Source organism: Streptomyces sp. SID14478 (assembly GCF_010548525.1).
In the GTDB taxonomy this organism is placed as follows: domain Bacteria; phylum Actinomycetota; class Actinomycetes; order Streptomycetales; family Streptomycetaceae; genus Streptomyces.
Genome location: NZ_JAAGMG010000627.1, coordinates 24,837 through 46,497, shown reverse-complemented (window position 1 = coordinate 46,497; position 21,661 = coordinate 24,837). Strand labels below are relative to the sequence as shown.

20 protein-coding genes and 2 pseudogenes are annotated in these 21,661 nt (G+C 68.7%); 9 read left to right on the top strand and 13 right to left on the bottom strand.

Going from position 1 to position 21,661, the window contains the following annotated elements:
* Positions 1 to 75 precede the first annotated feature (75 nt).
* Complete coding sequence (locus G3I40_RS20665) at positions 76 to 522, top strand: DUF2267 domain-containing protein (protein ID WP_343244973.1); 447 nt, start codon at positions 76 to 78, stop codon at positions 520 to 522.
* A gap of 730 nt (positions 523 to 1,252) precedes the next feature.
* On the top strand, positions 1,253 to 1,795 hold the full coding sequence (locus tag G3I40_RS20660; RefSeq protein ID WP_164303611.1) for a hypothetical protein: 543 nt from the start codon (positions 1,253 to 1,255) through the stop codon (positions 1,793 to 1,795).
* Positions 1,796 to 2,568: 773 nt separating this feature from the next.
* On the opposite strand, the gene G3I40_RS20655 is transcribed toward G3I40_RS20660, so the two are convergent.
* From G3I40_RS20655 to G3I40_RS20630, 6 genes are all read right to left on the bottom strand, one after another.
* Positions 2,569 to 3,993 (bottom strand): amidohydrolase family protein, encoded by a 1,425-nt coding sequence (locus G3I40_RS20655; RefSeq protein WP_164303610.1) that lies wholly within the window; start codon positions 3,991 to 3,993, stop codon positions 2,569 to 2,571.
* Positions 3,990 to 4,970: an amidohydrolase family protein gene (locus tag G3I40_RS20650; RefSeq protein ID WP_164303609.1), complete on the bottom strand. Its 981-nt coding sequence runs from the start codon at positions 4,968 to 4,970 to the stop codon at positions 3,990 to 3,992. The genes G3I40_RS20655 and G3I40_RS20650 overlap by 4 nt, the downstream gene beginning before the upstream one ends.
* A gap of 158 nt (positions 4,971 to 5,128) precedes the next feature.
* On the bottom strand, positions 5,129 to 7,105 hold the full coding sequence (locus G3I40_RS20645) for an acetoacetate--CoA ligase (RefSeq protein WP_164303608.1): 1,977 nt from the start codon (positions 7,103 to 7,105) through the stop codon (positions 5,129 to 5,131).
* A complete protein-coding gene (locus tag G3I40_RS20640) occupies positions 7,102 to 8,736 on the bottom strand; it encodes a bifunctional 3-(3-hydroxy-phenyl)propionate/3-hydroxycinnamic acid hydroxylase (RefSeq protein WP_164303607.1) in 1,635 nt (544 codons plus the stop codon). Before G3I40_RS20640 ends, G3I40_RS20645 begins: the two co-directional genes overlap by 4 nt.
* 11 nt (positions 8,737 to 8,747) lie before the next feature.
* Entirely contained in the window at positions 8,748 to 9,746 is a 999-nt protein-coding gene (locus G3I40_RS20635) for a VOC family protein (RefSeq protein WP_164303606.1), read from the bottom strand.
* 53 nt (positions 9,747 to 9,799) lie between these two features.
* Complete coding sequence (locus tag G3I40_RS20630; RefSeq protein ID WP_164303605.1) at positions 9,800 to 10,663, bottom strand: fumarylacetoacetate hydrolase family protein; 864 nt, start codon at positions 10,661 to 10,663, stop codon at positions 9,800 to 9,802.
* Positions 10,664 to 10,788: 125 nt separating this feature from the next.
* Here G3I40_RS20630 and G3I40_RS20625 point away from each other — a divergent pair, with 125 nt between their 5' ends.
* Positions 10,789 to 11,469 carry a GntR family transcriptional regulator gene (locus G3I40_RS20625; protein WP_164303604.1) on the top strand — a complete coding sequence of 227 codons (681 nt, stop codon included), beginning with the start codon at positions 10,789 to 10,791 and terminating at the stop codon, positions 11,467 to 11,469.
* A 259-nt stretch (positions 11,470 to 11,728) separates the two neighbouring features.
* Here G3I40_RS20625 and G3I40_RS47230 read toward each other — a convergent pair.
* From G3I40_RS47230 to G3I40_RS20605, 5 genes and pseudogenes are all read right to left on the bottom strand, one after another.
* Positions 11,729 to 11,902 (bottom strand): annotated as a pseudogene (locus G3I40_RS47230) (IS5/IS1182 family transposase); the annotation flags it as partial.
* 202 nt (positions 11,903 to 12,104) lie between these two features.
* The gene (locus G3I40_RS20620) at positions 12,105 to 12,608 is read right to left on the bottom strand and encodes a MarR family transcriptional regulator (protein ID WP_164303603.1); all 504 of its coding nucleotides are present in this window, start codon (positions 12,606 to 12,608) and stop codon (positions 12,105 to 12,107) included.
* A gap of 51 nt (positions 12,609 to 12,659) precedes the next feature.
* Positions 12,660 to 13,091 (bottom strand): STAS domain-containing protein, encoded by a 432-nt coding sequence (locus G3I40_RS20615; protein ID WP_164303602.1) that lies wholly within the window; start codon positions 13,089 to 13,091, stop codon positions 12,660 to 12,662.
* On the bottom strand, positions 13,088 to 14,182 hold the full coding sequence (locus G3I40_RS20610; RefSeq protein ID WP_164303601.1) for a cobalamin-dependent protein: 1,095 nt from the start codon (positions 14,180 to 14,182) through the stop codon (positions 13,088 to 13,090). Before G3I40_RS20610 ends, G3I40_RS20615 begins: the two co-directional genes overlap by 4 nt.
* Positions 14,179 to 15,765: a PP2C family protein-serine/threonine phosphatase gene (locus G3I40_RS20605; protein WP_164303649.1), complete on the bottom strand. Its 1,587-nt coding sequence runs from the start codon at positions 15,763 to 15,765 to the stop codon at positions 14,179 to 14,181. Before G3I40_RS20605 ends, G3I40_RS20610 begins: the two co-directional genes overlap by 4 nt.
* A gap of 335 nt (positions 15,766 to 16,100) precedes the next feature.
* Between G3I40_RS20605 and G3I40_RS20600 the strand changes: the two genes are divergently transcribed.
* Positions 16,101 to 16,346 (top strand): hypothetical protein, encoded by a 246-nt coding sequence (locus G3I40_RS20600; RefSeq protein ID WP_164303600.1) that lies wholly within the window; start codon positions 16,101 to 16,103, stop codon positions 16,344 to 16,346.
* A 479-nt stretch (positions 16,347 to 16,825) separates the two neighbouring features.
* Here G3I40_RS20600 and G3I40_RS20595 read toward each other — a convergent pair whose 3' ends face one another.
* Positions 16,826 to 17,173 carry a hypothetical protein gene (locus G3I40_RS20595; RefSeq protein ID WP_164303599.1) on the bottom strand — a complete coding sequence of 116 codons (348 nt, stop codon included), beginning with the start codon at positions 17,171 to 17,173 and terminating at the stop codon, positions 16,826 to 16,828.
* A gap of 984 nt (positions 17,174 to 18,157) precedes the next feature.
* Here G3I40_RS20595 and G3I40_RS20590 point away from each other — a divergent pair.
* The 4 genes from G3I40_RS20590 (at position 18,158) to G3I40_RS20575 (ending at position 20,719) form a co-directional block, all read left to right on the top strand.
* On the top strand, positions 18,158 to 18,724 hold the full coding sequence (locus G3I40_RS20590) for a hypothetical protein (protein WP_164303598.1): 567 nt from the start codon (positions 18,158 to 18,160) through the stop codon (positions 18,722 to 18,724).
* A 242-nt stretch (positions 18,725 to 18,966) separates the two neighbouring features.
* Positions 18,967 to 19,781 (top strand): IS5 family transposase gene (locus tag G3I40_RS20585; RefSeq protein ID WP_164303597.1). Its coding sequence is split into 2 segments (ribosomal slippage): positions 18,967 to 19,315 and positions 19,315 to 19,781, totalling 816 coding nucleotides; the frame shifts between segments, so codons are not numbered across the junction.
* A 51-nt stretch (positions 19,782 to 19,832) separates the two neighbouring features.
* Entirely contained in the window at positions 19,833 to 20,237 is a 405-nt protein-coding gene (locus tag G3I40_RS20580; protein ID WP_164303596.1) for a hypothetical protein, read from the top strand.
* Positions 20,238 to 20,362: 125 nt separating this feature from the next.
* Positions 20,363 to 20,719, top strand: a complete 357-nt coding sequence (locus tag G3I40_RS20575; RefSeq protein ID WP_164303595.1) for an ANTAR domain-containing protein — start codon at positions 20,363 to 20,365, stop codon at positions 20,717 to 20,719.
* Positions 20,720 to 20,761: 42 nt separating this feature from the next.
* Here G3I40_RS20575 and G3I40_RS20570 read toward each other — a convergent pair.
* Positions 20,762 to 21,124 (bottom strand): annotated as a pseudogene (locus G3I40_RS20570) (transposase); the annotation flags it as partial.
* A gap of 141 nt (positions 21,125 to 21,265) precedes the next feature.
* Between G3I40_RS20570 and G3I40_RS47225 the strand changes: the two are divergent.
* Positions 21,266 to 21,661, top strand: coding sequence for a DUF6193 family natural product biosynthesis protein (locus G3I40_RS47225; protein ID WP_343244972.1), 396 nt, complete (start codon positions 21,266 to 21,268; stop codon positions 21,659 to 21,661).

Here is a 21,661-nt window from a genome sequence, read left to right as displayed (position 1 = left end):
TACGGCCGAGTCCCGTCCCGCCCCCGGCGGGCCGGGCCTCGGCCACTCGACCGACGTGTGAAAGGACCCGTCCCCGTGCACGCCCCCTCCGACGCCTACACGAACCTGTTGGAGCAGATCCGCTATCAGGGTGCCTATGCCACCCTGGAGCAGGCCGAGCGCGTCGCCGTCACCGTGCTGGCCGCCCTGGGCGAACAACTCACCGGCGCTGAACGCGCCGAAGTGGGCCGCCAGTTGCCCACCGAAGCCGCGCGGTGTCTCGCGCAGGCGGCGCCCAGCGGCACCAGCGTGACCGCGCACGCGTTCGTCAAGAACCTCGCCGCATCCACCGACGCGCCCTACGCCACGACACGCTGGGACGTCGGATCCGTCCTCGTCTCCCTGGCCCGCACCCTGCCACCGCAGCTCCTGGATCGCATCCTGGCCCAACTACCCGCCGGCTACGCCCTGCTGTTCGGCAAGGCCGACCTCACTGTCAACTCCCGCCACCTGCACGCCGCCGACGTCGCCGTGGCGGCCTGAGGGCGCATCAGCCGCTTCGCCCGGCACGAGGAGCGGCGCCTGGACGAACAGCGAGGGCCGACGGGTCTCCTGGGGGATGGGCGGGCGTCGCGGGGACAGCGCAAGGCCCGTGCATTCCTTGCCTGGCCGCCACGGGAGGTCGACAAAGCGTTCCGGCGACCCCGGCTTGTACATCGCCAACCCCGGCGAGTGCTCCAAGGGCAGCATGCCGACCGGGCACCTCTGCCGTGACGGCATGCCCGGGCTCGTAACGAACATCGGCTCCGCAAGGCAACTGCCAAGGCATGGCAACTCATTTGGGTCGGGACGCTCCCCCTTGCCCTTGCCGACCGGAGGCCGTTCGCGCTCCCAGACCCTGACCGCGAGCGGCCTCCTCGATGGCGCTCGGCGGCCGGGACGTTCGGCAGGATCAGGACTCCGTTGCATGAGCGTCGCGAGTCGAGGCGTTCACCCGGGGCCCTCCTTGGGGCCGCCGCAGTTGGGAGGGAAATCGTTCGCCGGCCGGCGTTGCCGGATGCAGCTCAGACCGAACGTGCGCATCCCACCGAGTGCTCAAGCACCCGCAAAGCTCTTGCACACCCCGCCCGTAAACGGGTCGTGATGTTCGCGGGAGGCGGGAGGCAAGAGTCATCAGCCGAACGAGGGAACATCGGCCGTATCCCGGTACGTCGTCTTGCCTCTGCGGGACAAAGGAGTTCGGCATCGTCGCACTCGCTCGGAGGTACCTTCCGTGAACCGAATCGGCTCCCTGATCGCCGCATCCACCCTGCTCGCCACCTGCGCCGCAGGGCTTTCCGCTGCGCCTGCCACGGCAGGCACGGCCGCTCTCGACACCCTGAACTGTCTGGCCGGCACCTCGAAGACCACGTACAACCCGCCGATCACTCAGACCGCATCGGACACGACGCGGACCATCGACCAGAAGTACTCGGCCTGTGTGGGCACCGGTGCTGCTGCGGGCATCACGAGCGGCACCCACAAGGACAGCAACGTGACGAATCGTTCCTGTCTGCAGCTGCTGTCGACGGGAACGGTGTCCTGGACGATCAAGTGGAACAACGGCAAGACCAGCAAGGTCACTGCTCAGAGAGTGTCGGAAGTCGTCGGCGCTCTGTTCCAGAACACGTTCTCGGGCAAGATCACGGAGGGCGTTCTTGCCGGGCACAACTTCATTGAAGTCATGACCGCGCCGTCTCTCGACATCACCAAGTGCACCCTCGGCCAGGGCACTGTGTCGGAGCTGAACAGCGTCCACACCTTCGTCGCGTTGTAGGGCCCCGTGAAGCTGCCCCCTCCGATCGGCCGGAGGGGGCACCATGTTGTCCGTGTTGGGCCCTCTGCTGGGGGCGAGATCCGTGAACTATTGGGGTGCAAGGCAGGCCACTCGCCCGGATGGGAACACTCGCCGAGACCACCGACGGCGTCATCCTGCGAGGCCTGAGCAGTGATCGTGATGCCTCTTTGCCGCGTCGGCCGGGTCCTCCGCTGATCGCGATCAACCCACCACCGCGTGTGGCTCGTTCGGTTGACCGTCCGGTCCGGGGCATGGGCCCTGTTCTTGCGGGCGCATCGTCTAGCGCATGGTGGTGATGACGGGGACGGCCACCGTCTGGATGGACAGGCAGACCAGCCGGTCGATGCGGTTGGTCCGGCTATGGGTGTACGGCGTTCGTTGGCGAGGACGTCTGAGTGTTTGGACTGTCGCAGCAGGCGGTGGGCGTGGTCGAAGGTGGGGCGGCCGAGTTTCTGGCCGTTCAGCACGGTCACGCCGTTTCGGCAGCCACGCCGGCGTCAAAGATCTGCCGGCCCAGGGCAAGTTCCGCCTGATCGAGCGTGGGGTGCTGCGATGCCTGCTGCCCGCGCGCCGGTGACCTGCTGCGCCTGGGCGAACAGTGGAGCGGTGGGTGTCATAGCGCAGCCGATGGAGGCCGCGGATCCGAAGACCAGCGCGTTCAGCCGAGGTGAAGTTTTGGCGATCGCGGCCGCGTTATGCAGGCCGCGGGGGTCTCGCTGATGGTCATAATCTCCGCGTCGGTGAAGACGGTGTCAGCTGACGCTTCGGCGGGCGGCAATATCTTCCTTGAGCCGATTCAGGTCGGCGGTGCTGTAGTACCGACCGGACCGGATCACTCCTTGGATGCTGTGAAGGTTGTCGCTGTTTGCGAGAGGGTCGGCGGCGAGCAGGACGAGGTCCGCGTTCTTGCCGGGTTCGACCGTTCCGCTCGTGTCGGTGGCGCCGAGGAATTCCGCCGGGCGCAAGGTGGCCATCTGCAGGATGCGCAGGGGACTGAGGCCCGCCCTGGCGAGTTCGTCGAATTCGTGGTGCAGGGACGCACCGGGTACGAGCCAGGCCGCTCCCGAGCAGTCACTGCCGGCGAGCATCGGCACTCTGGCGTCGTCGAACAGTTTGGTGAGGGCCAGTTGGTTGGCGTACGCAGCGTGGAACGTCGCGCGCTCGGCGGGTGAGAACCTGGCGAATTTCGCGGCTGCGGCTCGCCACGACTTGAGCGCCCTCGGGGAGATGTAGCGCAGGTCGGGATCAGAGTCGAACGCCGGTTCGTCGCAGAGGTGTTGGGTCTTGAGCCGGATCAGCGTCGGCACCTGCCAGGTGCGGTCGGCAACGAAGTGGCCGGCGAGGGTACGGGCCAGGTCCTCGTCGTAGGTGCCCAGGGCCTGGTCCAGGATCGCGATCTGGGCGGGCTTGTTGAGGTTCACGGGATTGACGACGAGCTTCGCCAGGACCCTCTTGGCGATTCTGTCCATGAAGGGGAGTCTGATGTGCGGAAGTGCCGGCGCCGACCGGGCGGAGGCTTCCCGGAGTCGGTCCTGTTGGGGCGAGCAGCAGGAGACCAGAGCGGCGCCTGGGCCCAGGTGTTCGATGGACTTCATGCCCAGCCGGGACACCTCGGCCACGTCGATGCCGGGGGGCAGGTGGCCGACGATGGGCAGGCCGAGGCTGGTCGCTTCGGCCTGGGCGTCGAAGAAGACCTCACGGGTGACCATGCCGACCTTGATGAAGTCGGCCCCGGCTTCGTACTGCTCGCGCACGGTGGCGACGGCCTGGGCGCTGGTGGCGCTGTTCATGGGTTGCAGGAGTGGTCCTGGCAGCGCGAGCAGGGCCGGGGAGTCCGTCGGAAGGCGGAGATTTCCTGCCGCGCGGTCACGGAGCTTGTCGAGGGAGCCGGCCATCTGCCGGAAGCCGGTCACGCCGTGTGCCAGCATCAGTCGCAGGCCGTCGGCGTGGTGGTCGAGTGCGTGTGCGTGCATGTCCGCGTAGCCCGGAACGACGTACGTTCCGGACGCGTCGACCGTGGCTGCGGTCGCTTCTTCGATGCCGCGGCCGCCCTGGAGGATGCGGCCGTCGCCGATCAGTACGTCGGTGTCGGGGGTACGGGTCCCGTCCCGGGTGTTGACCACCGTCGCCGACTTCAGCAGCAGGCGGCCATGGAGGGGCGCGGCATCGGTGGTCATCGGTGGACTCCTCGAACGGAGGCGGTCGGTCGGCTCTCCAGGAGCCGGCGGGCGTTGCGTGAGGTCAGCGCGCGCCAGGTGTCGGCCTCGGGCTGGTCGGCCGAGTCGATCGAGGCCGCCTGCTCGATCGCCATGTCGGCCGGGGTCCAGCAGTAGTCGCTGCCGTAGAGCAGATGCTGGTCGCCGACGAGGTCGACAAGTGCGGGGACCTGGCGGGGGAAGGGGGTGCCGGCGAGGTCGAACCACATGCGGGCGAGCTGGTCGCGTACCGGTGCCGTGTCCGCATGTGCCTTCGCCAGGGCGGTGGCGAACAGTTGGATGCGGTCCGTGAGCAGTGGCAGGACCCCGCCGCCGTGCGTGAAGATCCACCGGATGTTGGGCCGACGCTCCAGTACTCCGTTGAGGACGAGGTCCGAGGCGGCCCGTGCCGAGTCGAAGAGGAACTCCATCATCGGGCGGGGCCGCCCGAGCGAGATGTCTTCCGCGCCGGGTGGAGAGGTCGGGTGGACGAACACGACGGCCCCGTGCCGGTCCAGCTCCTCCCACAGCGGTTCGAACTTCTCGTTGCCCAGGTAGATTCCGTGCGAGTTGGTCTCCACGGCGAGGCCGTGCGCGCCGAGGACGTCGAGCGCGTGGCCGGCTTCCGCCACCGAGCCCTGTACGTCGGGCAGAGGCAGGGAGGCGAAGTGGCCGAAGCGGTCGGGGTGTTGTGCGCGGAGGCGGGCCGCGTATTCGTTCACATGCCGGGTCAGGGAGCGGGCGGCCGTGTCCTGGCCGAAATGCGTGCCGGGCGAGGAGACGGAGAGCATGGCCTTGCCGATCCCTGCCCTGTCCATCATGGCGAGGTGGCCGGCAGGACTCCAGTCCGGCCAGCCCGGCATGCCGTCCGGGTGGAGGTGGCCTGCGGCTCTGGCCTCCTCGACGTACCGGTCGGTGACGAAGTGTGCGTGCACATCGACGAACGGAGGTGTCGGCATGCAAGTACCTCTTTTCCTTGAAACTTATCTATTTGTGCTTACTCCGTTGACGGGAGGGCTGTCCGTAGGGTCGGCGCGGGTCTGGCATGCAGTGGATGGGTAGGGGGCCGGTGTCGCCGGGCGGGTGCGTCGTACCGTGGCTGACGTCCCCTATTCGGTTATTCGGTGCGCCGGTCGCGGAAGCGGGTGAAGTAGGTGAGGGCCCCGAAGTCGTCGACCGCCCCGGGGTCGGCCACCTGGTCGAGCGAATCTCCTTGCAGGAGGCGCTTGACGGGCACCTCCAGCTTCTTTCCGGTGCGGGTGTGGGGTACGGCGGGTACGGCGAGGATCGTGTCGGGTACGTGCCGGGGTGAGGCGTGGGTGCGCAGGGCGGCGTCGATGCGGTCGCGTACGGCATTGGTGAGTTCGTGGCCCGGTTCCATCACGACGAACAGGGGCATCCAGTAACCGCCGTCGGCCAGTTCCGCGCCGATGACGAGGCTCTCGCGGATGCCCGGCAGGCTGTCGACGACGGCGTAGACGTCCGCGCTGCCGAGCCGGACTCCCTGGCGGTTGAGGGTGGAGTCGGAGCGCCCGGACACGATGACGCTGCCGCGGGAGGTCAGGGTCATCCAGTCCCCGTGCCGCCATACGCCAGGAAAGACGCTGAAGTACGCCTCGCGGTAGCGCGATCCGTCCGGATCGTTCCAGAAGTACAGAGGCATCGAGGGCATGGGCCGCGTGACGACCAGTTCGCCCACCTGGTCGACGACGGGCCGCCCTGCCGAGTCCCACGATTCGAGTGCGACGCCCAACAAAGGGGCGGAGATCTCCCCAGCCCACACAGGGGTGTTGGGCGCACCGCCCGCGAATCCGCTGACGATGTCGGTGCCGCCGCTGGTGGAGGCGACCTGCACGTGGGATCCCACGTGCTCGTGCACCCACCCGTAGGGCCGGGCGGGCAGTGGGGCGCCGGTGGAGCCGAGCACCCGCAGGGCGGACAGGTCGTGGTCACGGCCGGGTTCGAGGCCCGCCTTGGCCGAGCCCAGAAGGTAGCCGGGGCTCATTCCCAGGGCCGTGACACGGTGTTGCGCCGCCAGTGCCCACAGCCGGTCCGGTCCGGGGAAGGCGGGACTGCCGTCGTAGAGCACGAGGGTCGCGCCCACGAGCAGGCCGGACACCACCATGTTCCACATCATCCAGTTCGTGGTGGTGTACCAGAGGAACCGGTCTTCGGGCCGCAGGTCGAGGTGCAGGCCCAGCAGTTTGTGGTGGTCCAGGAGGACGCCGCCGTGCCCGTGCACGATCCCTTTGGGCGTGCCGGTGGTGCCCGAGGAGAACAGCACCCACAGCGGTGCGTCGAAGGGCAGTTGCTCGAAGACGGGCTCGTCCTGGCCGGCGGTGACGTCCGTCCAGTCGACGGCGTACGGGTCGGGGGCTGTCGGCAGGGAGAGGCACGGGATGCGGACGGTGTGCCGGACGGTGGGCAGGGCCTCACGGAGCCGGCCGGTCTCGGGGCGGCGGTCGTGCTGCTTGCCGTTCCACTCGTAGCCGTCGGCGGCGAACAGGACGACCGGTTCGAGTTGTGCGAAGCGGGCTGCCGCGGCTTCGGCTCCGTAGTCCTGTCCGCAGGCGGACCAGACGGCGCCGATGCTGGCCGCCGCCAGGAACGCGACGACGGCGTGCACGGTGTGGGGAAGGTAGCCGGCGACCCGGTCGCCCGGCACGACACCGTTGCGGCGCATCCATGCGGCCAGCGACCCCACTTGGCGGCGGAGTTCGTCCCGACTGACGTCACTGGTGGTGCCGTCCTCGGCCACCGCGATGACCGCGGTCTGCGGCCCGCCGGTGCGCAGTGCGTGCTCGGCGTAGTTGAGCCGTGCACCCGAGAACCACCGGGTGGCCGGCATGGGCTCGTCGTCGAGGACGCTGTCGTACGGGTGGCTGGAGCGGATGTCGAAGAAGTCCCACACTGCCGACCAGAATCCGGCGAGGTCCTCGACGGACCATTTCCAGAGCGAGCGGTAGTCGCCGTGGGTGCTGCCCGTGCGGGCGGCCACGAATTCGGTGAAGCGGGCGATGCGCGTCCGCGCGGCTGTGCCCGGGTCGGGTGTCCAGATCGGAGCTGCGGGCGCCGTGGCGTCGAGCGTGTTCATGCGTTTCCTGCCGGGACTTCGGAGGTGGGACTTACGGGTGCCGAGGACCGTTGGGGGGAGGCGAGCTGCCCCTCCAGTTCAGCGACGAGGGCGGTCAGTTCCTGCGGGTTCCGTGCGGCGCCGAAGAGGTAGTGATCGGGCCGGATCACCACGCCGGTGTGGCCCGCTGCCTGAAGGTGCGGCAGATAGGCGTCGTCGACGTCGAAGGCGGCCGTCTCGGGGTCGGCCGTGCCGCCTGTCGGCACGAGGTGCAGCAGGCGTGCGCCGACCCGGTCGAGGAAAGCGACCTGCTCGCGAGGCAGAACAGCGCGCGGGTCGCTGGTGGATGCCACCACGAAGCCGTGCCCGACGACTTCGTCCAGGAGCCCGGTGCGGTCGCGGTGGCGGACACGTGCCTGTGGACTGAGTTTCCCGGCCGACCGGTCCGGCTCGGCGGAGATGACGCCTTCGAGGAGCATCGCCGGAGGCAGCGGGGGCAGGATCCGTTCCGGATCCGCGCCCTGTCCGGTCATGAAGGCGTCCCGGCCGGCCGCGGTGTCGGGGTCGGTGACGCAGATGACCTTGCCGAGTTCGACGGACATGCCGATGGCGTGCTGGACGTGGGCGCCGCGCTCGCTGCCGTAGGTGTCCAGGACCGCGGGGTCTGCCTCGCCCGTGAGGACGAGGTGCAGCTTCCAGGCGAGGTTGGCGGCGTCCCGGATTCCGGAGCACATGCCCTGACCGGCGAAAGGCGGCATCAGGTGGGCGGCGTCACCAGCGAGCACCAGGCGGCCGGCGCGCCAGATGTCGGCCCACTGTGCCTGGAAGGTGTAGACGGCGTGCCGCTCCAGGGTGCAGTTGTCGGGGGAGAGGCCCCAGGACGCCAGCAGCTGCCAGGCGGTGGCCTCGGTGTTGAGCCCTTCCACCGTTTCTCCCGGCATGCGCATGAACTCCCACCGTCTGCGCCCCGGCCCGCCGGAGACGGCGGTGGTGGGCCGGGCCGGGTCGCAGATCTGCAGGTTGACGGGGTTCCATATGCGCTCGTGATCGTGCGGGCGCACATCGACGATCAGCCAGTCGTAGAAGAAGCCCAGGTCGAGCATCTCGGTCGGCATGTGGGTGCGGACGAAACTGTTCGCTCCGTCGGCTCCGACGATCCACGCGGCGGTGAAGCCATGTTCACGGCCCTGTGTGTCCCGGGTGGTGACCCGCACCGCGTCGGGGTTCTCGACGAGCTGGACGGCCTCGTGGCCGCGCAGAACGGTGACGGCTCCGGTGGCCTCCGCCGCATCGACGAGTGCCCGTTCGAGGTCCGGCTGGTACATCATCGACGCGGTGGGCCAGCCGGAGGGCCCGAGCCCCGACCAGTCGAAGCGCAGAAGCGTCTCACCGCCGGCGTTGCGCCATTCGTAGGTGTCGGCCGCCTCCGTGAGGTCACCGAGCCGTGGGCCGAGTCCGGTCCCAGCGAGCAGGCGGGCGACCTCGTCGTCGAAGTGCACGGCGCGCGGCCGGGGATAGGGGGAGGGCCACCGTTCGAGAACAGTCACCTTCCAGCCGTCGCGGGCCAGGAAGGTCGCACACGTCAGCCCGACCGGGCCGGCTCCGATCACCAGGACGTCGCTGTCCGTGGTGCGGTCCTCGTGAACAGGCATGTCGCGGGCTCCTACTTCGTCGGGCCGCTGTGGGCGCCGGTCATGAGGTCCGCGAGATCCTCGGGGGCGAGGAAGGACGGTGGAGGCGGCGGGCCCCAGGCCCAGAGCGACTTGGCACCCTCCCACTGGCCCGGCGTCCACAGCGCGTCGTCGACGATGCAGTCCAGGTCGGAGTAGTACTCGGAGAACGTGCCGGCCGGGTCCTTGAGGTACCAGAAGAAGTTGGAGCCGATGAAGTGGCGGCCCAGCCCCCAGGTGTGCCGGTCCGGGTCGGCCTGCAGCATCGCCGTCGCACCGCGGCCCACCTCGTCGACGTCGTCGACCTGCCAGGACGTGTGGTGGAGGTAGGGGACCGGCGCCTGCTGCACCAGCACGTTGTGGTGGTCGCTTGAGCAGCGCATGAAAGCGGCCAGGCCCTTGACGGTGTCGCTCACCTTGAAGCCGATCCCCTCCTGGAAGAACCGCTGGGAGAACTCCTGGTCGGTGGAGCCGAGCACGACGTGCCCCAACTTGCGGGGCTGGACCGGAGCTTCGCGCAGGATGCCCGCGGCGCGCTCCTGGAGGCGGGTGTTGATGCCGGGGGCGTTGTACGCAGGCAGGGGCGTGGCCGTCTGCTGGTAACGCGGAGAGAGCTCGACGCGGACCCGTACCTCGGTACCGGGGTCGACGGCCGCGACGGCGGACGGCGTGCGGTCGGCCGCGACGCCGAGCAGGGCCAGCGAAGCCGTCACGCGGTTGAGGTCGTCGGGATCGTCCACGCCCACACCGAGCTCGACCAGGCGTCGTCGCGGTGTCCGCACGATGCGCAGCTGCTCACCGCCGTCCACTGTGCGGAAGCGCTGACCATTTTTGTGCGTCGTGGCAGCGGGGGCGTCGACCGGACCGCTGTCCGGAGCTCCCGTATCCAGCGGCCCTCCACTCGGGGTCAGGCCGAAGTCCTGGTAGTAGGCGGCGGTCTGCTCGACGTTGGGTACGCCCATGACGATCTGGGTCAGGCGGTGCAGTGGCATGGCGGTCGGCTCTCTTTGGAGGGACGGCTTCTCGCAGGGGTGGATGCGGTCGTTCAGGCGCGGTGCAGGGGGTTGCGGAGTTCGCCGACTCCTTCGATCCAGCTGACGAGGACGTCCCCGGGAGCGAGGAACTTCTGCGGATCACGGGCCCCGCCGACACCGGCAGGCGTGCCGGTGAAGATGAGGTCGCCGGGTAGCAGTGGGCAGACCGCCGAAAGACGGACGATCAGCTCCGGGACGTCGAAGATCATGCTGGACGTGCGGCCCTTCTGGAGCACCTCGTCGCCTTCGAGGGCGCAGCCGATCTCCAGGTCGTCCGGGTCTGCGAGCTCGTCGACGGTGACCAGCTCGGGGCCCAGTGGCGCGAAGCCCGGGTACGACTTGCCCAGGGAGAACTGGGGTGCGGGTCCCGTGAGCTGGAGCCGTCGCTCGGACAGGTCCTGGCCCACGGTGACTCCGGCGACGTGGGACCAGGCGTTCTCGCGGGTGGCGAGACGGCAGTGGCGCCCGATGGCGACGACGAGTTCGACCTCCCAGTCGACCAGTCCCTCGGGCAGGCTCACCTTCTGTTCGTGACCGGTGAGCGAGGTCACGAACTTGGTGAAGACGGCCGGTTCCTCCGGGATGGTCAACCCGGACTCGGCGACGTGGTCTCGGTAGTTGAGCCCGATGGCGAAGATCTGGGCAGGGCGGGGGACAGGGGGACCCCACACAGTGCTTGCGTCGGGGGTGAGGTGGCGAGCGGAGCCCGGCTGCCCGCTGTCAGCGTGCTCCTTCGCCCAGGTGAGGAAGGCGTCCCAGTCGGCGAATGCCTGCTGCGGGTCGGGGCCGAACCGGCCACCGCTCGCGTCGGCGACATCCCGAAAGCCGCCGGGTAGGCGCACAGACAACCGACCGTCGATGTTCGCCATGCGCATGTGCACTCCTGCGGTCTCGTCCTCGTCGACTGCTTACGAAACCCAGTGTTCACAGAGATTCTCTCTAACGCAATAGATTAACGATAATCTGTCGACCTGGCGCTTTACTGTTAGAGTTGTCGACCATGGCGGGAGTAAAAACGACGCGCGCGGCCGCGGTACACGCACAGATCCGGGAAGAGATCTTCCAGGGCACATTGAGCCCGGGGCAGCGTCTCCGGCTGGTCGAGCTCTCGCGGCGCTTCGAAGTCAGCCAGTCGGTCATCCGAGAAGCGCTGACCCGCCTGTCCGAACAGGGCCTCGTGGTGTCCGCCCCGCAACAGGGCTTCAGCGTCGTCGCCCTCTCGCTCCAGCACCTGGACGAACTCACCGAGGCCCGCGCGGAGATCGAGTCCATGGTCCTGCGCCTGTCCATCGAGCGCGGGGACATCAAGTGGGAGGCGGCCGCCGTCGCTGCCCACCACCAACTGGCCAACACTCCCGTCGCCTTGCCCGACGGCAGCCTGAGCGCGGAGTGGTTCGCCGTGCACGAGCAGTTCCACCAGTCGCTGCTCGACGGCTGCGGCAACGACCGGCTCCTGGCGGTCGCCATGGCCCTGAGGGACGCCGCGACCATCTACCGGCGATGGTCGGTCCCCGTGGGGCACGACTACGACCGGGATGTGGCCCGCGAACACCAGGAGCTGCTGGACGCGGCTCTCGCCAGGGACGCCCGCGTGGCGGTCGAGCTTCTGGTCCGGCATATCGACCGCACCTCCGCGTCCCTGCGCGCGGTCATCGAGACCAAGACCACCGGGGTCGGCTGATCGAACCCGCGTAGGCAGCAGGCTGCCGTGTCTGAAGACGCTCCCGTCGCCTGTAGTTGTCACCACCTCTGCGGGAATGGTGACGGTGGGTGCCTCAGGTCCGGCCACGTCATCGGTCAACGGGAGCAGCGGAAGTTCCTGCCCCCCCCACGTCACGGCGATCACGCCACCGTGGGATCGCCCCCTCAGGCCAGGGGATCCCGGCCGAGTAGAACGGCGTCTGTCACTGAGAGAGGGGGGCGACGGCTGCGGGCGATTAGGCCGCGACCAGCGAAATCCGGTCCTCCAGCGGGAGTTTCCAGGGCCGCCCGCGTGTGAGTGCGGCAGCCGTCTTACGCCGCGCAGCAGCCACCCACTTGCCCAAGCAGCGCGGGCTCAGCCCAATGAACGGACCTCTCAGGGACGGCTCCGACGCGAGGCTCACTCCAGCCACATCATGAGAATCTCGCTCTTGGTCAGTGGCTATGGGTAACGCTTAGTCGCCCTGGAGGTGGAGTTCCAGGCTCGTGGTTTCCGCGCAACGCTCGGCCAGCTCCCGGATCTTCTGGAGGATGTCCCGCTCCCGCTGCCCCTTCGCGCTACGTCACAGGTGGCGTCGACCTCGGAGCGGTCCCGATAAGCGGCTGAAGGAACCCTCAAGCGACGGTGGGGGTGGGTCTGCTGGGTTCTTTGCCGGGGTCCGCGGTGAGCTGGGCGGCGAGTCCGGCGAGTCCCTGGGCCAGTGCGCGGCGGTCGGCCAGGGGGAGGTGGTCGATGGCGTGGTGGAGCATGGTTTCACGCTGCTTGCGGATGTTTTGAAGGTGCTGTTTGCCGGGCGGGCTGAGGCGCAGGGTGATCTCGCGGCCGCTGTCGGGGCAGGGCAGACGTTCCAGGAAGCCGATGGCCTGGAGGCGGTCGCACATGCGGCTGACGTTGGGTGGTGAGGATGCCAGCAGGCGGCAGACCGCGCGCATCCGGATGCTGTCCTGGCGGTCCACGACGTGCATCAGCCGCAGCTGGGAGGTGGAGACAGGGGTGGTGGTGTGTGCGGTGGCGTCCCGGGCGCGTTCCCACATCACGTCGAGGAGTTCGGTGATGTGGCTGGCGGAGTGGATGGCTGCGGCGGTGACGTTGCTGGGGGTGGCGTCTGGCGTGGGCATGGCTCCCCGGTCGGTGGTGCTTGTGCCCGGGGGTGGGTCCCGGGCAGTGCCTCAGGTCGTGCCGTCGGGCCGTGTGGGGCGGGCCGCGCTTGCCTTGCTGCTGGCAGCGGGAGGCGGGGTGGTGTGGTGCGGGTTCGCGGCGGTGGTGGTGGGGGCCGTTGCCGTGAGGTAGTCGAGGGTACCGGTGGTGGTCAGGAGCCGGTCCAGGCGTGCGGACCGGTCTTCCAGGTGCAGGCGCACGCCCGCTTCGCCGGCTCTTCGCGCGATCATCAGCAGGACGGACAGCCCCATGGAGTCGACGGCGCCGACCCCGGCGCAGTGCAGGTGCAGGTCCGTCAGATGCGGCCGGGCGGCGAGCTGATCGGTGACCTCACCCAAAAGGAGCTCGGCGTGGTCGTAGTCGAGGTCGCCGGACATCTCGATGCGGAGTCTGTCCTCGGTGTCGACGAGGGTCAGGCGCAGGGTGGGAGGCAGCGTGGTCATGCGGGCTTTCCGGCGTCGGCGGATGCGGTGGTGGTGAGGGCTTCGATGCCGCGTTGCAGCATGTGGGTGGCCCGGGGGAAGTCTCTGAGTTCGCGGGCGAACAGATTCAGGGCCGGCGGCAGGGACCGCGCGGGCACCCCGCGGGCGACGAGGATGTCCGCGGTCCAGGTGAGGAACCAGGTGAACAGGCTCTCGTCGCCGAGATAGAGGGCGGTGGCGAGGAATTCCACGATGTGTGCGAGGTCTTCCGCGGTGCGCTCGCGTTGCATGTCGTCGTAGGTGCGCATGGCCGGGAAGGCGTCCTGGAGGGCCTGGAAGACGGTGCGCACCAGGCTGTCGCTGTTGCGGGCGACCAGGGTGTATTCCTGGTCGCCCAGGTGCGGCAGGTCGTCCATCTGCTGGTGGTCGATCCCGGGGGTTGGCAGCGGTCCCTCAGCGAGCCGGTCGGCGGCGGCGCGGGCGTCGGGGGCCCAGGCCTGGGCGCCGAGGAGTTTCGCGTACTGGCCGTCGGGTCCGAAGGCAGCGCCGCCGACCAGGACGGGTACGCCGACGGCCTGGCAGGCGGTGATCGCCGCGTGCGCGGTCGGCAGGCGGGTCGCGATCGAGCTGGACAGGGCGACCGCGTCGGCGTGGGTGGCGTGCAGGTGGGAGATGAGGTGCGGGGCGGGAACTTGGGCCCCGAGGTAGTCGACCTGCCAGCCGCGCAGCTTGAGGACCTCGGCCACCAGCCGGGCGGGCAGGGCGTGCCATTCCCCGTCCACGCACGCAACGGTGATGCGGCCCCGTGACACGGGGGTGCGGGCGGCGGGGTGCAGGCTCAGCGCGCCGACGACGCGCTCGTTGATCGCGGTTGCCGCGTGTTCCTGGGCGACGCTGATGCGGTTCGCGGCCCACTCCTGGCCGACCTTGCCCTGGACGTGTGCGATCACGTCCAGCAGGACGGACTCGGGATCGACACCGTCGTCCAGGGCGCGCAGGACGACGTCGGTGGCGGCGTACTCGTTTGCGGCGGCCACGGCGGCCCACAGCTGTCCGGCCAGGTCCAGGAGGTGGTCGGTGTCGGTGGTGCGGGCCGGTATCTGCGTGCTCATGTGGTGAACCTGCCCCGGGTACGGCCGTTCACGGCGCTGAGGTGGTGGGTGCGCGGTGCGCTGATCGCGACGGCGGCCATGTCGTCGTGGGGGCGGGCGCCGACCCATTGCGAGGCGAGCATCTGGACGTGCTCCACGATGCCCTCCGATGGCATCCCGGCGCACCCGGCGAGGGCGCGCTGCAGGCGGGCCTCGCCGAACTGGGTGTCACCCATCGGCCCGCCCTGTGCCTCGGTGATGCCGTCGGTGTACAGGACGCAGGACTCGCCGGGAGCGAGGGTGATCGTGGTGGAGCGGGCCGGGACATCGGGCAGGGCCCCGACCAGGGTGCCGCGGGTGTCGGCTTCCTCCACGGTGCCGTCGGCGCGGATGATCAGTGGCTTTGGATGGCCCGCGCTGGTGAGGCGGACCTCGACGCTGCTGCCGCGGCGGACGGCGGAGGCCAGGACCAGCGTGGCGAACCGTGTGTGGTGGGAGTTCACCAGGGAGGTGTTCAGCAGTGTGAGCATTCGCTGGTGGTCGTCCGCCATCGGCAGCAGCGCGTGCAGGGTGTTCCGGATCTTGCCGGTGAGGACAGCGGCTTCCAGACCCTTTCCGCACACGTCCCCCAGAGTGACCAGGGAGGCTTCCCCTTCGGTGACGGCGGGGTACACGTCGTAGAAGTCGCCGCCGATGCGTTCATGGTTTTGAGAGGGACGGTAGCTGCCGGCGAAGTCCACCCCGGAGATCTGGTGCAGGGTGGGCGGCAGCAGCTCACGCATCAGGACTTCCGTGATGGCTGTCTGCTCCGCGTACAGGCGGGCCGCGGACAACGCGGCACCGGCCCGGGCGGCGAAGAGACGCGCGAAGACTTCCTCCTCGTCGGTGAACGCTGCACTGCCCGCCTTGCGCAGCAGCACAAGGGCGCCGGCCGGGACACCGTGCCCGGGCAACGGAGTGATCACTATCGAGCCGACCGGCCCGAACCCCTCAGGGATCATCCATTTCGAGGCGGAGGCAGGGTCGAGCCAGCGCGAGGGCACCGGGGGAAAGCCGCGCAGCGCCTCGGTCAGTCCGGGCACGTCATCCGGGTTCACTGCCTCGTGCGCCGTGGTGGGCGCACCACCGCGCAGGCAGGTCACCACCGGCAGCCTGCCGGAGCGGGCCGGGGAGATCGCCAGGGCCGCATCCGCCAGGTTCTCGGCAGCCATCTGCGCGGTGACGTCCATGCAGCGGCCCAGATTGAGGGAGGAGAGCAGCCGGCTGGAGGACTTCACGAGGAACGCGGTCCGCTCACGCTCCATGTGCAGTGCGTCACGGGTGAGCTGGTGGTCGGTGTCGTCGACGAGCCACCAGGCGACGGTGCCGTCGTCCCGGGTACTGGGATGCGCCTCGAAACGGCGCCCGTCCACTTCCCCCGACAGGGGCCGCACCGCGTCCGGGCCGGGCTTGCGGACGGGGCTGTGGTGCATCGCGTGGTGGGCTGCGGTCAGCCAGTCCGGTGCCACGTCCGCGAGGCGGGCGCCGGGAACGGCGGCGGGAAGCAGTAGCCCCGCAGCGTCATTACGCTGGAGCAGGACGCCGGCGGCGTCAGCGACCAGCACGGGGTACGGGGCGCGGGCCCAGGGGAAGTCCGGCTCCGTATGGGCGGCGGTCTGCGCTTGGGTGGAGACCAAAAATTACAGGACCCGCTGAGCGAATCCCTCACCTCACAACCTCGAGAAATCATTTCCTTCAGGCAACCATCGCGCACGTTGCCGCCGCCTGGCAACCAGCGCCCGCAGCCTGGCGTCCAGGGCGGGACCATGCCGCTTCCGACCGCAGGCACAGCGCCCATCTGGGGCCTGTGCGAAGGTCATGCCGAGGATGTGGACTTCACGTGAAGGCGCTCCACGTCGCCGCTCCACCATCGCGACCGCACCGCAGAGCTTCCACGCCCGTGGAACGCAGCGGAGAGTTCAGCGGGGGAGGAAGGACCGACAAATGCGCACAGGTCCGGGACGGCGCCATCGAGCGGCGCACGCAGGTCCTGCGGCCGTGCAACCGTGACAACGACCTTCAACTGTTCCGTGTCAGCAAGGATCCGGTCACCAGAGGCAAGAACGAGGATGTCATCTGGGGTGCGATCTCTTCTTGGCAGGACAGTCTTCATGCCGCGGCCTGGTCCGGCGCCGCGGTCGCGTAGGCGGCCAGCTGAGCATGTAAGCAGGCATCCCAGGTGGGATGCAGGGCACCCTGAACAGTCCTCTCCCGGGTACAGAGGTGTAGATCGTTTCCAGCCATGCCGCCCGTAGTCTGGCGACGGCGCCGCAAGATGTCGGCTACCTTCTGTATCGCCGTTCCGCACATGCGGTAACTGGCTGGTTCGCCGGAGGTTTCGTCAAGGCTCCCCCGCCCCAACCGCCTCCGGTGAAGCGAGGTGGTCCCCGGCCGTCCCCGGGGACCACCTCGGCTCGAGTGACGTGGCAGGTGCTGCTGGGCCCTCGCGGTCTTCGACCCCGCTGGGCACATGCGTCCGCTGCTCTCACAGCGTTGGCCCGGGCTGCTCGCCGCCTGAGGGCCTCGACAGAGTTCGCCGGACTGGGCGGGCCGGAGTACGTTCCGAGCTGGCGGCTCCGGGACGGCAGGCCTGGCCCCGTCAGCAGTTTTTCCGCGCTCTTCGGGTTACGCCGTTTCGGTGGGGGAGTGGTCTGGCGTGCCCGTGTCGGAGTGCGGGTGGGTGAGGATGCGGATCTGGTCGGCGGCACGGGTGAAGCGGACGATCTTCTCGCCGGGCGGGAAGTCCGTGCCCGCGCTGATACACAGTTCGAGCAGGGTCCGCTGGAGGCGGGGCAGCAGTTCCGCAGGCAGCGGCACGGCAGGACTCCCGCGGTAGTCGCTGCGGAGGGTGTGCAGCGTGGTGTGCAGTTCGCGGGAGGCCGGGCAGTTCTTGGTGAGTCCGTAGGCGAGGAGTTCGCTCACCTCGGACACCAAAGACACCGGGGCGGCGACGAGACGCGGTTCGCTGATCATGGGATACCGGATAGCCCCACCCGCGGAGATCGGCAACCGCAGGGCCGGCGAAGCCAGTTCAAAGAGGGCGAACGGTCGCGGTGCTTGAACAGGACAAGGACCGCTCGCCCCCAGCTGGCCGACCACACCCGGCCGGGCCGGCTGCCCTCCCGTGCCCGGCCGCGACGGCTGCACACCTCACGAGGGCGCCGATGAGTCAGCGATGGGGGTGGCCTTGTTCCGGATCGTCGTCGGGGGTCTGCCATCCCGTCCCGCGCTGCGCCTATTCGCGCACGGCACCGGTGGGACTCCCTGCAGCGGGGGTGCTGGGGTGTTTGCGGCGTGCAGCGCGGCGCCGGCCGGTGAAGAACATGGCCGTAGGCCCAGGACGACGAGGATGCCCACGATGATGAGCAGCAGGGCAATCCTGAAGACGAAGCCAGGACGGTTGCGAGGCCGTGAGTGTGCATCTGGGTGAGGTACCCGCGTCCGGAAGTCCCGCTCGCGAGATCACCGGACGGGGTGAATCGGCCGCCGCGTCAGATCGGCGGTACTGAGATCCAGAGACCGGCGCACGGTGCCTGCGCACCGAATAGTGCCCGTAACCCCAGCTCCTGGAACTCGCCGCCCGATGACTGGCTCACCGGACGGGTTCCAGGGCGATTCGGTGGCTGTTTCCCTGGTCGGGCCTGCCACGAGAGGTGTCTCGTCGGTGCATGAGTACGGGGTCTGGTTGCTGCGACTGAAGCCGCCGCTGATGACCTTTGCGCGCGTTGGTGGGCCTGCCTTACCCCGGTGTCGTGTCCGTCGTGCACCGAGCGTCGCGTCCTGCTCGTGTCCGTACTTGAACCACTCGGCGTCCCCCCGTGGATGTCCCCGGCATCGCGGAGACAGGCCCGGCCGATCGTGTGGTCCTTTGGCCAGCCATGGTGGCCGCCGATGCGGAGGGGAACGGCTGCCATGTGTCCGTACGGGCACATCACCCCTCAGCGAAGGAGCCCGCCCATGGTCCGCACCCATCCCACCGCCGGAGCACTCGTCGGCGCCGCAGTCCTCGTCCTCGTCGGCGCGGGCGTGGCCGGCGCCTCCGCCCCTGCCGCCGGCATCGCTGGGAAAGGGCCGGACGTAACGGTCGCAGGGACTCACACCATCAAGAACGAATTCAACGGCGAGTGCCTGACCGAGCCGTCCAGCCCCGGGATGTTGAGGACGCGGCCCTGTGCAGAGGCGGGTCTGGCGGCCTGGTGGGACATCAGCAAGGTCACCTCCCTGTGGGAACCTGACAGCCTCAAGATCAGAGGGCACCAGAACGGCCGGTGCGCTTCCGTGTTCACCAACTGGCCCCTGAAGTGCTCGGCAGACCAGGCCGACAACGCTGGATGGGACGTGGAACGCCAGGCCGACGGAAGCTACCGGATCGTCGGGGTCGAGCGTGACGACCGTGGCAACCAGCTGTGCCTCACGCTTCGTTCGGACAATGCCGCGATCAGCGACGACTGCGTCAGCCTGTCCGGAGCCGGGGACTGGAACGCCGAGCAGCGGCGTCGCCAGAGCTGGGGGATCGGCAGCTGACCCCTGACGGAGCCGGTAGGCGTTCTGGCCGCTGCGCGGCTTCCGGGAGCGAGAGCGCCCCGGCTCCGGCCCGCCCGCGCTCCCCACCGGCTCATGAATCCTGTTAACACCCCGATAACCATGGCGAGTTCGACATATGCGCATACATGCACGCTCGCACACGTGAGGCGAAATCACCCCCGCGGTTGACCCCCGTTCCGATGTGGACGATGTCTCGATTGGCTGTAGTTCGTTGACGGGGCATGGGGATAGTCGAGCGTCTTGTGCCGGACGGACTGTGGGAGATCTTTCAGAATGTGGCGCCGGAGCCGCCGGTGCGTGTGCAGGGCGGGGGCCGTCGAAGGTGTGATGACCGTGCGGTACTCGCTGCGGTCATCTTTGTCGCCACGTCGGGCTGCGCCTGGCGGCAGCTTCCACCGGTCTTCCGAGCCTCCTGGCAGACCGTGCACCGGCGCTTCACCGACTGGTCGGCCGCCCGGGTTTGGGCCAAGCTTCACCGCGTGGTGCTGGATCGACTCGGCGCAAGCGGGGAGTTGGACTGGTCACGGTGCGCGATCGACTCGGTCAGTGTCCGGGCGGTCAAAGGGGGCCTTTGACCGGACCGAATCCGACCGATCGAGGCAAGCTCGGGTCAAAGATTCACGTCATCTGTGACCGTAACGGGCTGCCTCTCTCCATCGGCATCTCCGGCGCCAACCTCCACGACAGTCAGGCCCTTGGGCTGCTGATGCGAGGCATCCCACCCGTCCGCTCTCGGCGCGGCCCCAGGCGCCGCCGACCCACCAAGCTGCATGCAGACAAGGGGTACGACTTCGACCACCTGCGCAACTGGCTGCGGCGCCGACAGATCGTGCCACGTATCGCTCGCCGCGGCGTCGAGTCGTCGGCTCGTTTGGGGCGGCACCGCTGGGTGGTTGAGCGCACAATGTCCTGGCTGAACGGCTGCCGCCGACTGCATCGTCGCTACGAGCGCAAGGCTGAACACTTCCTCGCCTTCGCTGGCTTGGCCAGCGCCCTCATCTGCTACCGCCGGTGTGTACAGGGCGGACATCCGTGAAAGCGGCAGGGAGGAGGGCCAGGTAGCGTGACGCGGACGGGAGGAGCAGGAGTGAGCGTGGTGTGGGCGGCGACGGCCCTGGAGACCGGCTGGTTCTCAGGGCTCGAACGGCACTCGACTGTCCAGGACCTTGAGGCTCATATCAAGGCCCTCCGTACTGGCTTCGACCAGGGCTACCTTGAGATCCGGCGGCCAGATGGCGATCTCCCCTACCTGGCTCTGGGCTTCAAAGCAGACCGCGCTGTCCTCCACCTCTTCGACAACTCTGGCGGAGTGTCTCTTCGCGTAGGCGATGACCCCGCGGCAGCGGACGCTGAGGTCGAAGTGCTGATCATGGACGAACTGCACGCGTTCACCGGAGACTTCGCACTGTTCGTCGATCGAGCCTGGAGCATTGTTCACGACTTCGCCCAGACAGGCACGTGTGGCGAACTAGGCGATTGGTACGAGTTGTAGGCAGGGCTCGATCGCCAACTGAGACATCGTCGTGACCGGCGAACGGAACTCTTCCGCAGAGCGGCCAGTGTGCTGACAGTTGCCCGGTGGCAACTGTCTACGTGATGCTTGCGATGATGCGTCGTATGGAAGATCAAGACCCCGTCAACTCCCCGGACAGGGAAGCCGGTCCGCCCGCTCCGCACGACCTTGCACGGCAGGTCGACCAGCTCACCAACGCGCTGACCTCGCACGAGATAGTCGACCAGGCCATCGGTGTCGTCATCGCCCTGGGGGCACTGCACCCCGAGGAAGGCTTCCCCGTCCTGCGCACCGTGTCGCAGAACCTCAACATCAAGCTGCGCACGGTCGCCGAGCAGGTGGTCCGCTGGCCCGGGAGCGGCACGCTGTCGCCTGCCATCCGCCAAGCACTGGAAACCGCCTTGGAACAGGCCCGCACCCAGCACGCCCAACGCAACGCCTGGCAGGCAGCTGACGGCTGAAATACCGTCAGCTGCCTGCCAGAACCACGTTCCGGCAGGCGTCACGTGGCAGAACAGGCGGTCCGGGCCGGTCGGTGCGTCCGGACGTAGCCACGGCGAGACATCGACCGCCAGGACCAGGCGCCCGTCGGCGGCTTTGGGCTGCGGCAGCATCGCCAGCGCCTTGCGCAGCCTGTCCACGTCGCTGCGACCGTGGTTGAGCGCGTCGTACAACGCGCCGTGCCCACGCCGGTGTTCGGCCACCAGCGTCAGATCGACCGGCGAGGCCACCGGGCCGTCCTCGCAGAGCATCGCGTCGCACAGCTCGAACAAGGCGTCATCGCGCCGGGGCAGGCATGCGTAGAAGTCCTCCCGAAAGTGGGACGTGAAGTCGAGTGCGTCGTGCCGTGCGTCGTAGTGCAGCAGACTCACCCCTGCGGCCTTCGTGTGAGTGCGATTCAGTGACGGAACGCATCCTCATGCGGGGGCCGCCCATCTGTCCGGTGAATGTCCAGGAGAGTGGCTCAGTTCGGGACACCGTTCGAGTCCGGCAGGCATGATGGGGCAGTGAACTGGAATTCATCGGGCAACGCCGTCGTGGAAGCTGGCTGGCAGGCCGTGCGGGACGACGGGCGCGTACGCGCCGAACTCCTTGAAGCGGCCTACGCGGAGCCGCACCTGCGGCAGTTGTTCCCCTGGACGGGGATGAGCGAGCTGCACTTCAGTCGCTGCACGGCATTCCCGTGGACCTGGGACGTTCCCTATATCCAGCCCGCGGCCGAAGGCACCTATTGGGTCTCCGGCCCTCTCCGCACTGAGACGGTGGGCCCGGCGGCCACAGTGCAGGAGGCCATCGCCATGGTGGTCAAACACCTTCCAGCACGCTGTGGCCCGGTATTCATCGGAACCCCAGAAGAACTCGATGCTCACGAAGCCACAACGCGGAAGTCACACTCGGACTGA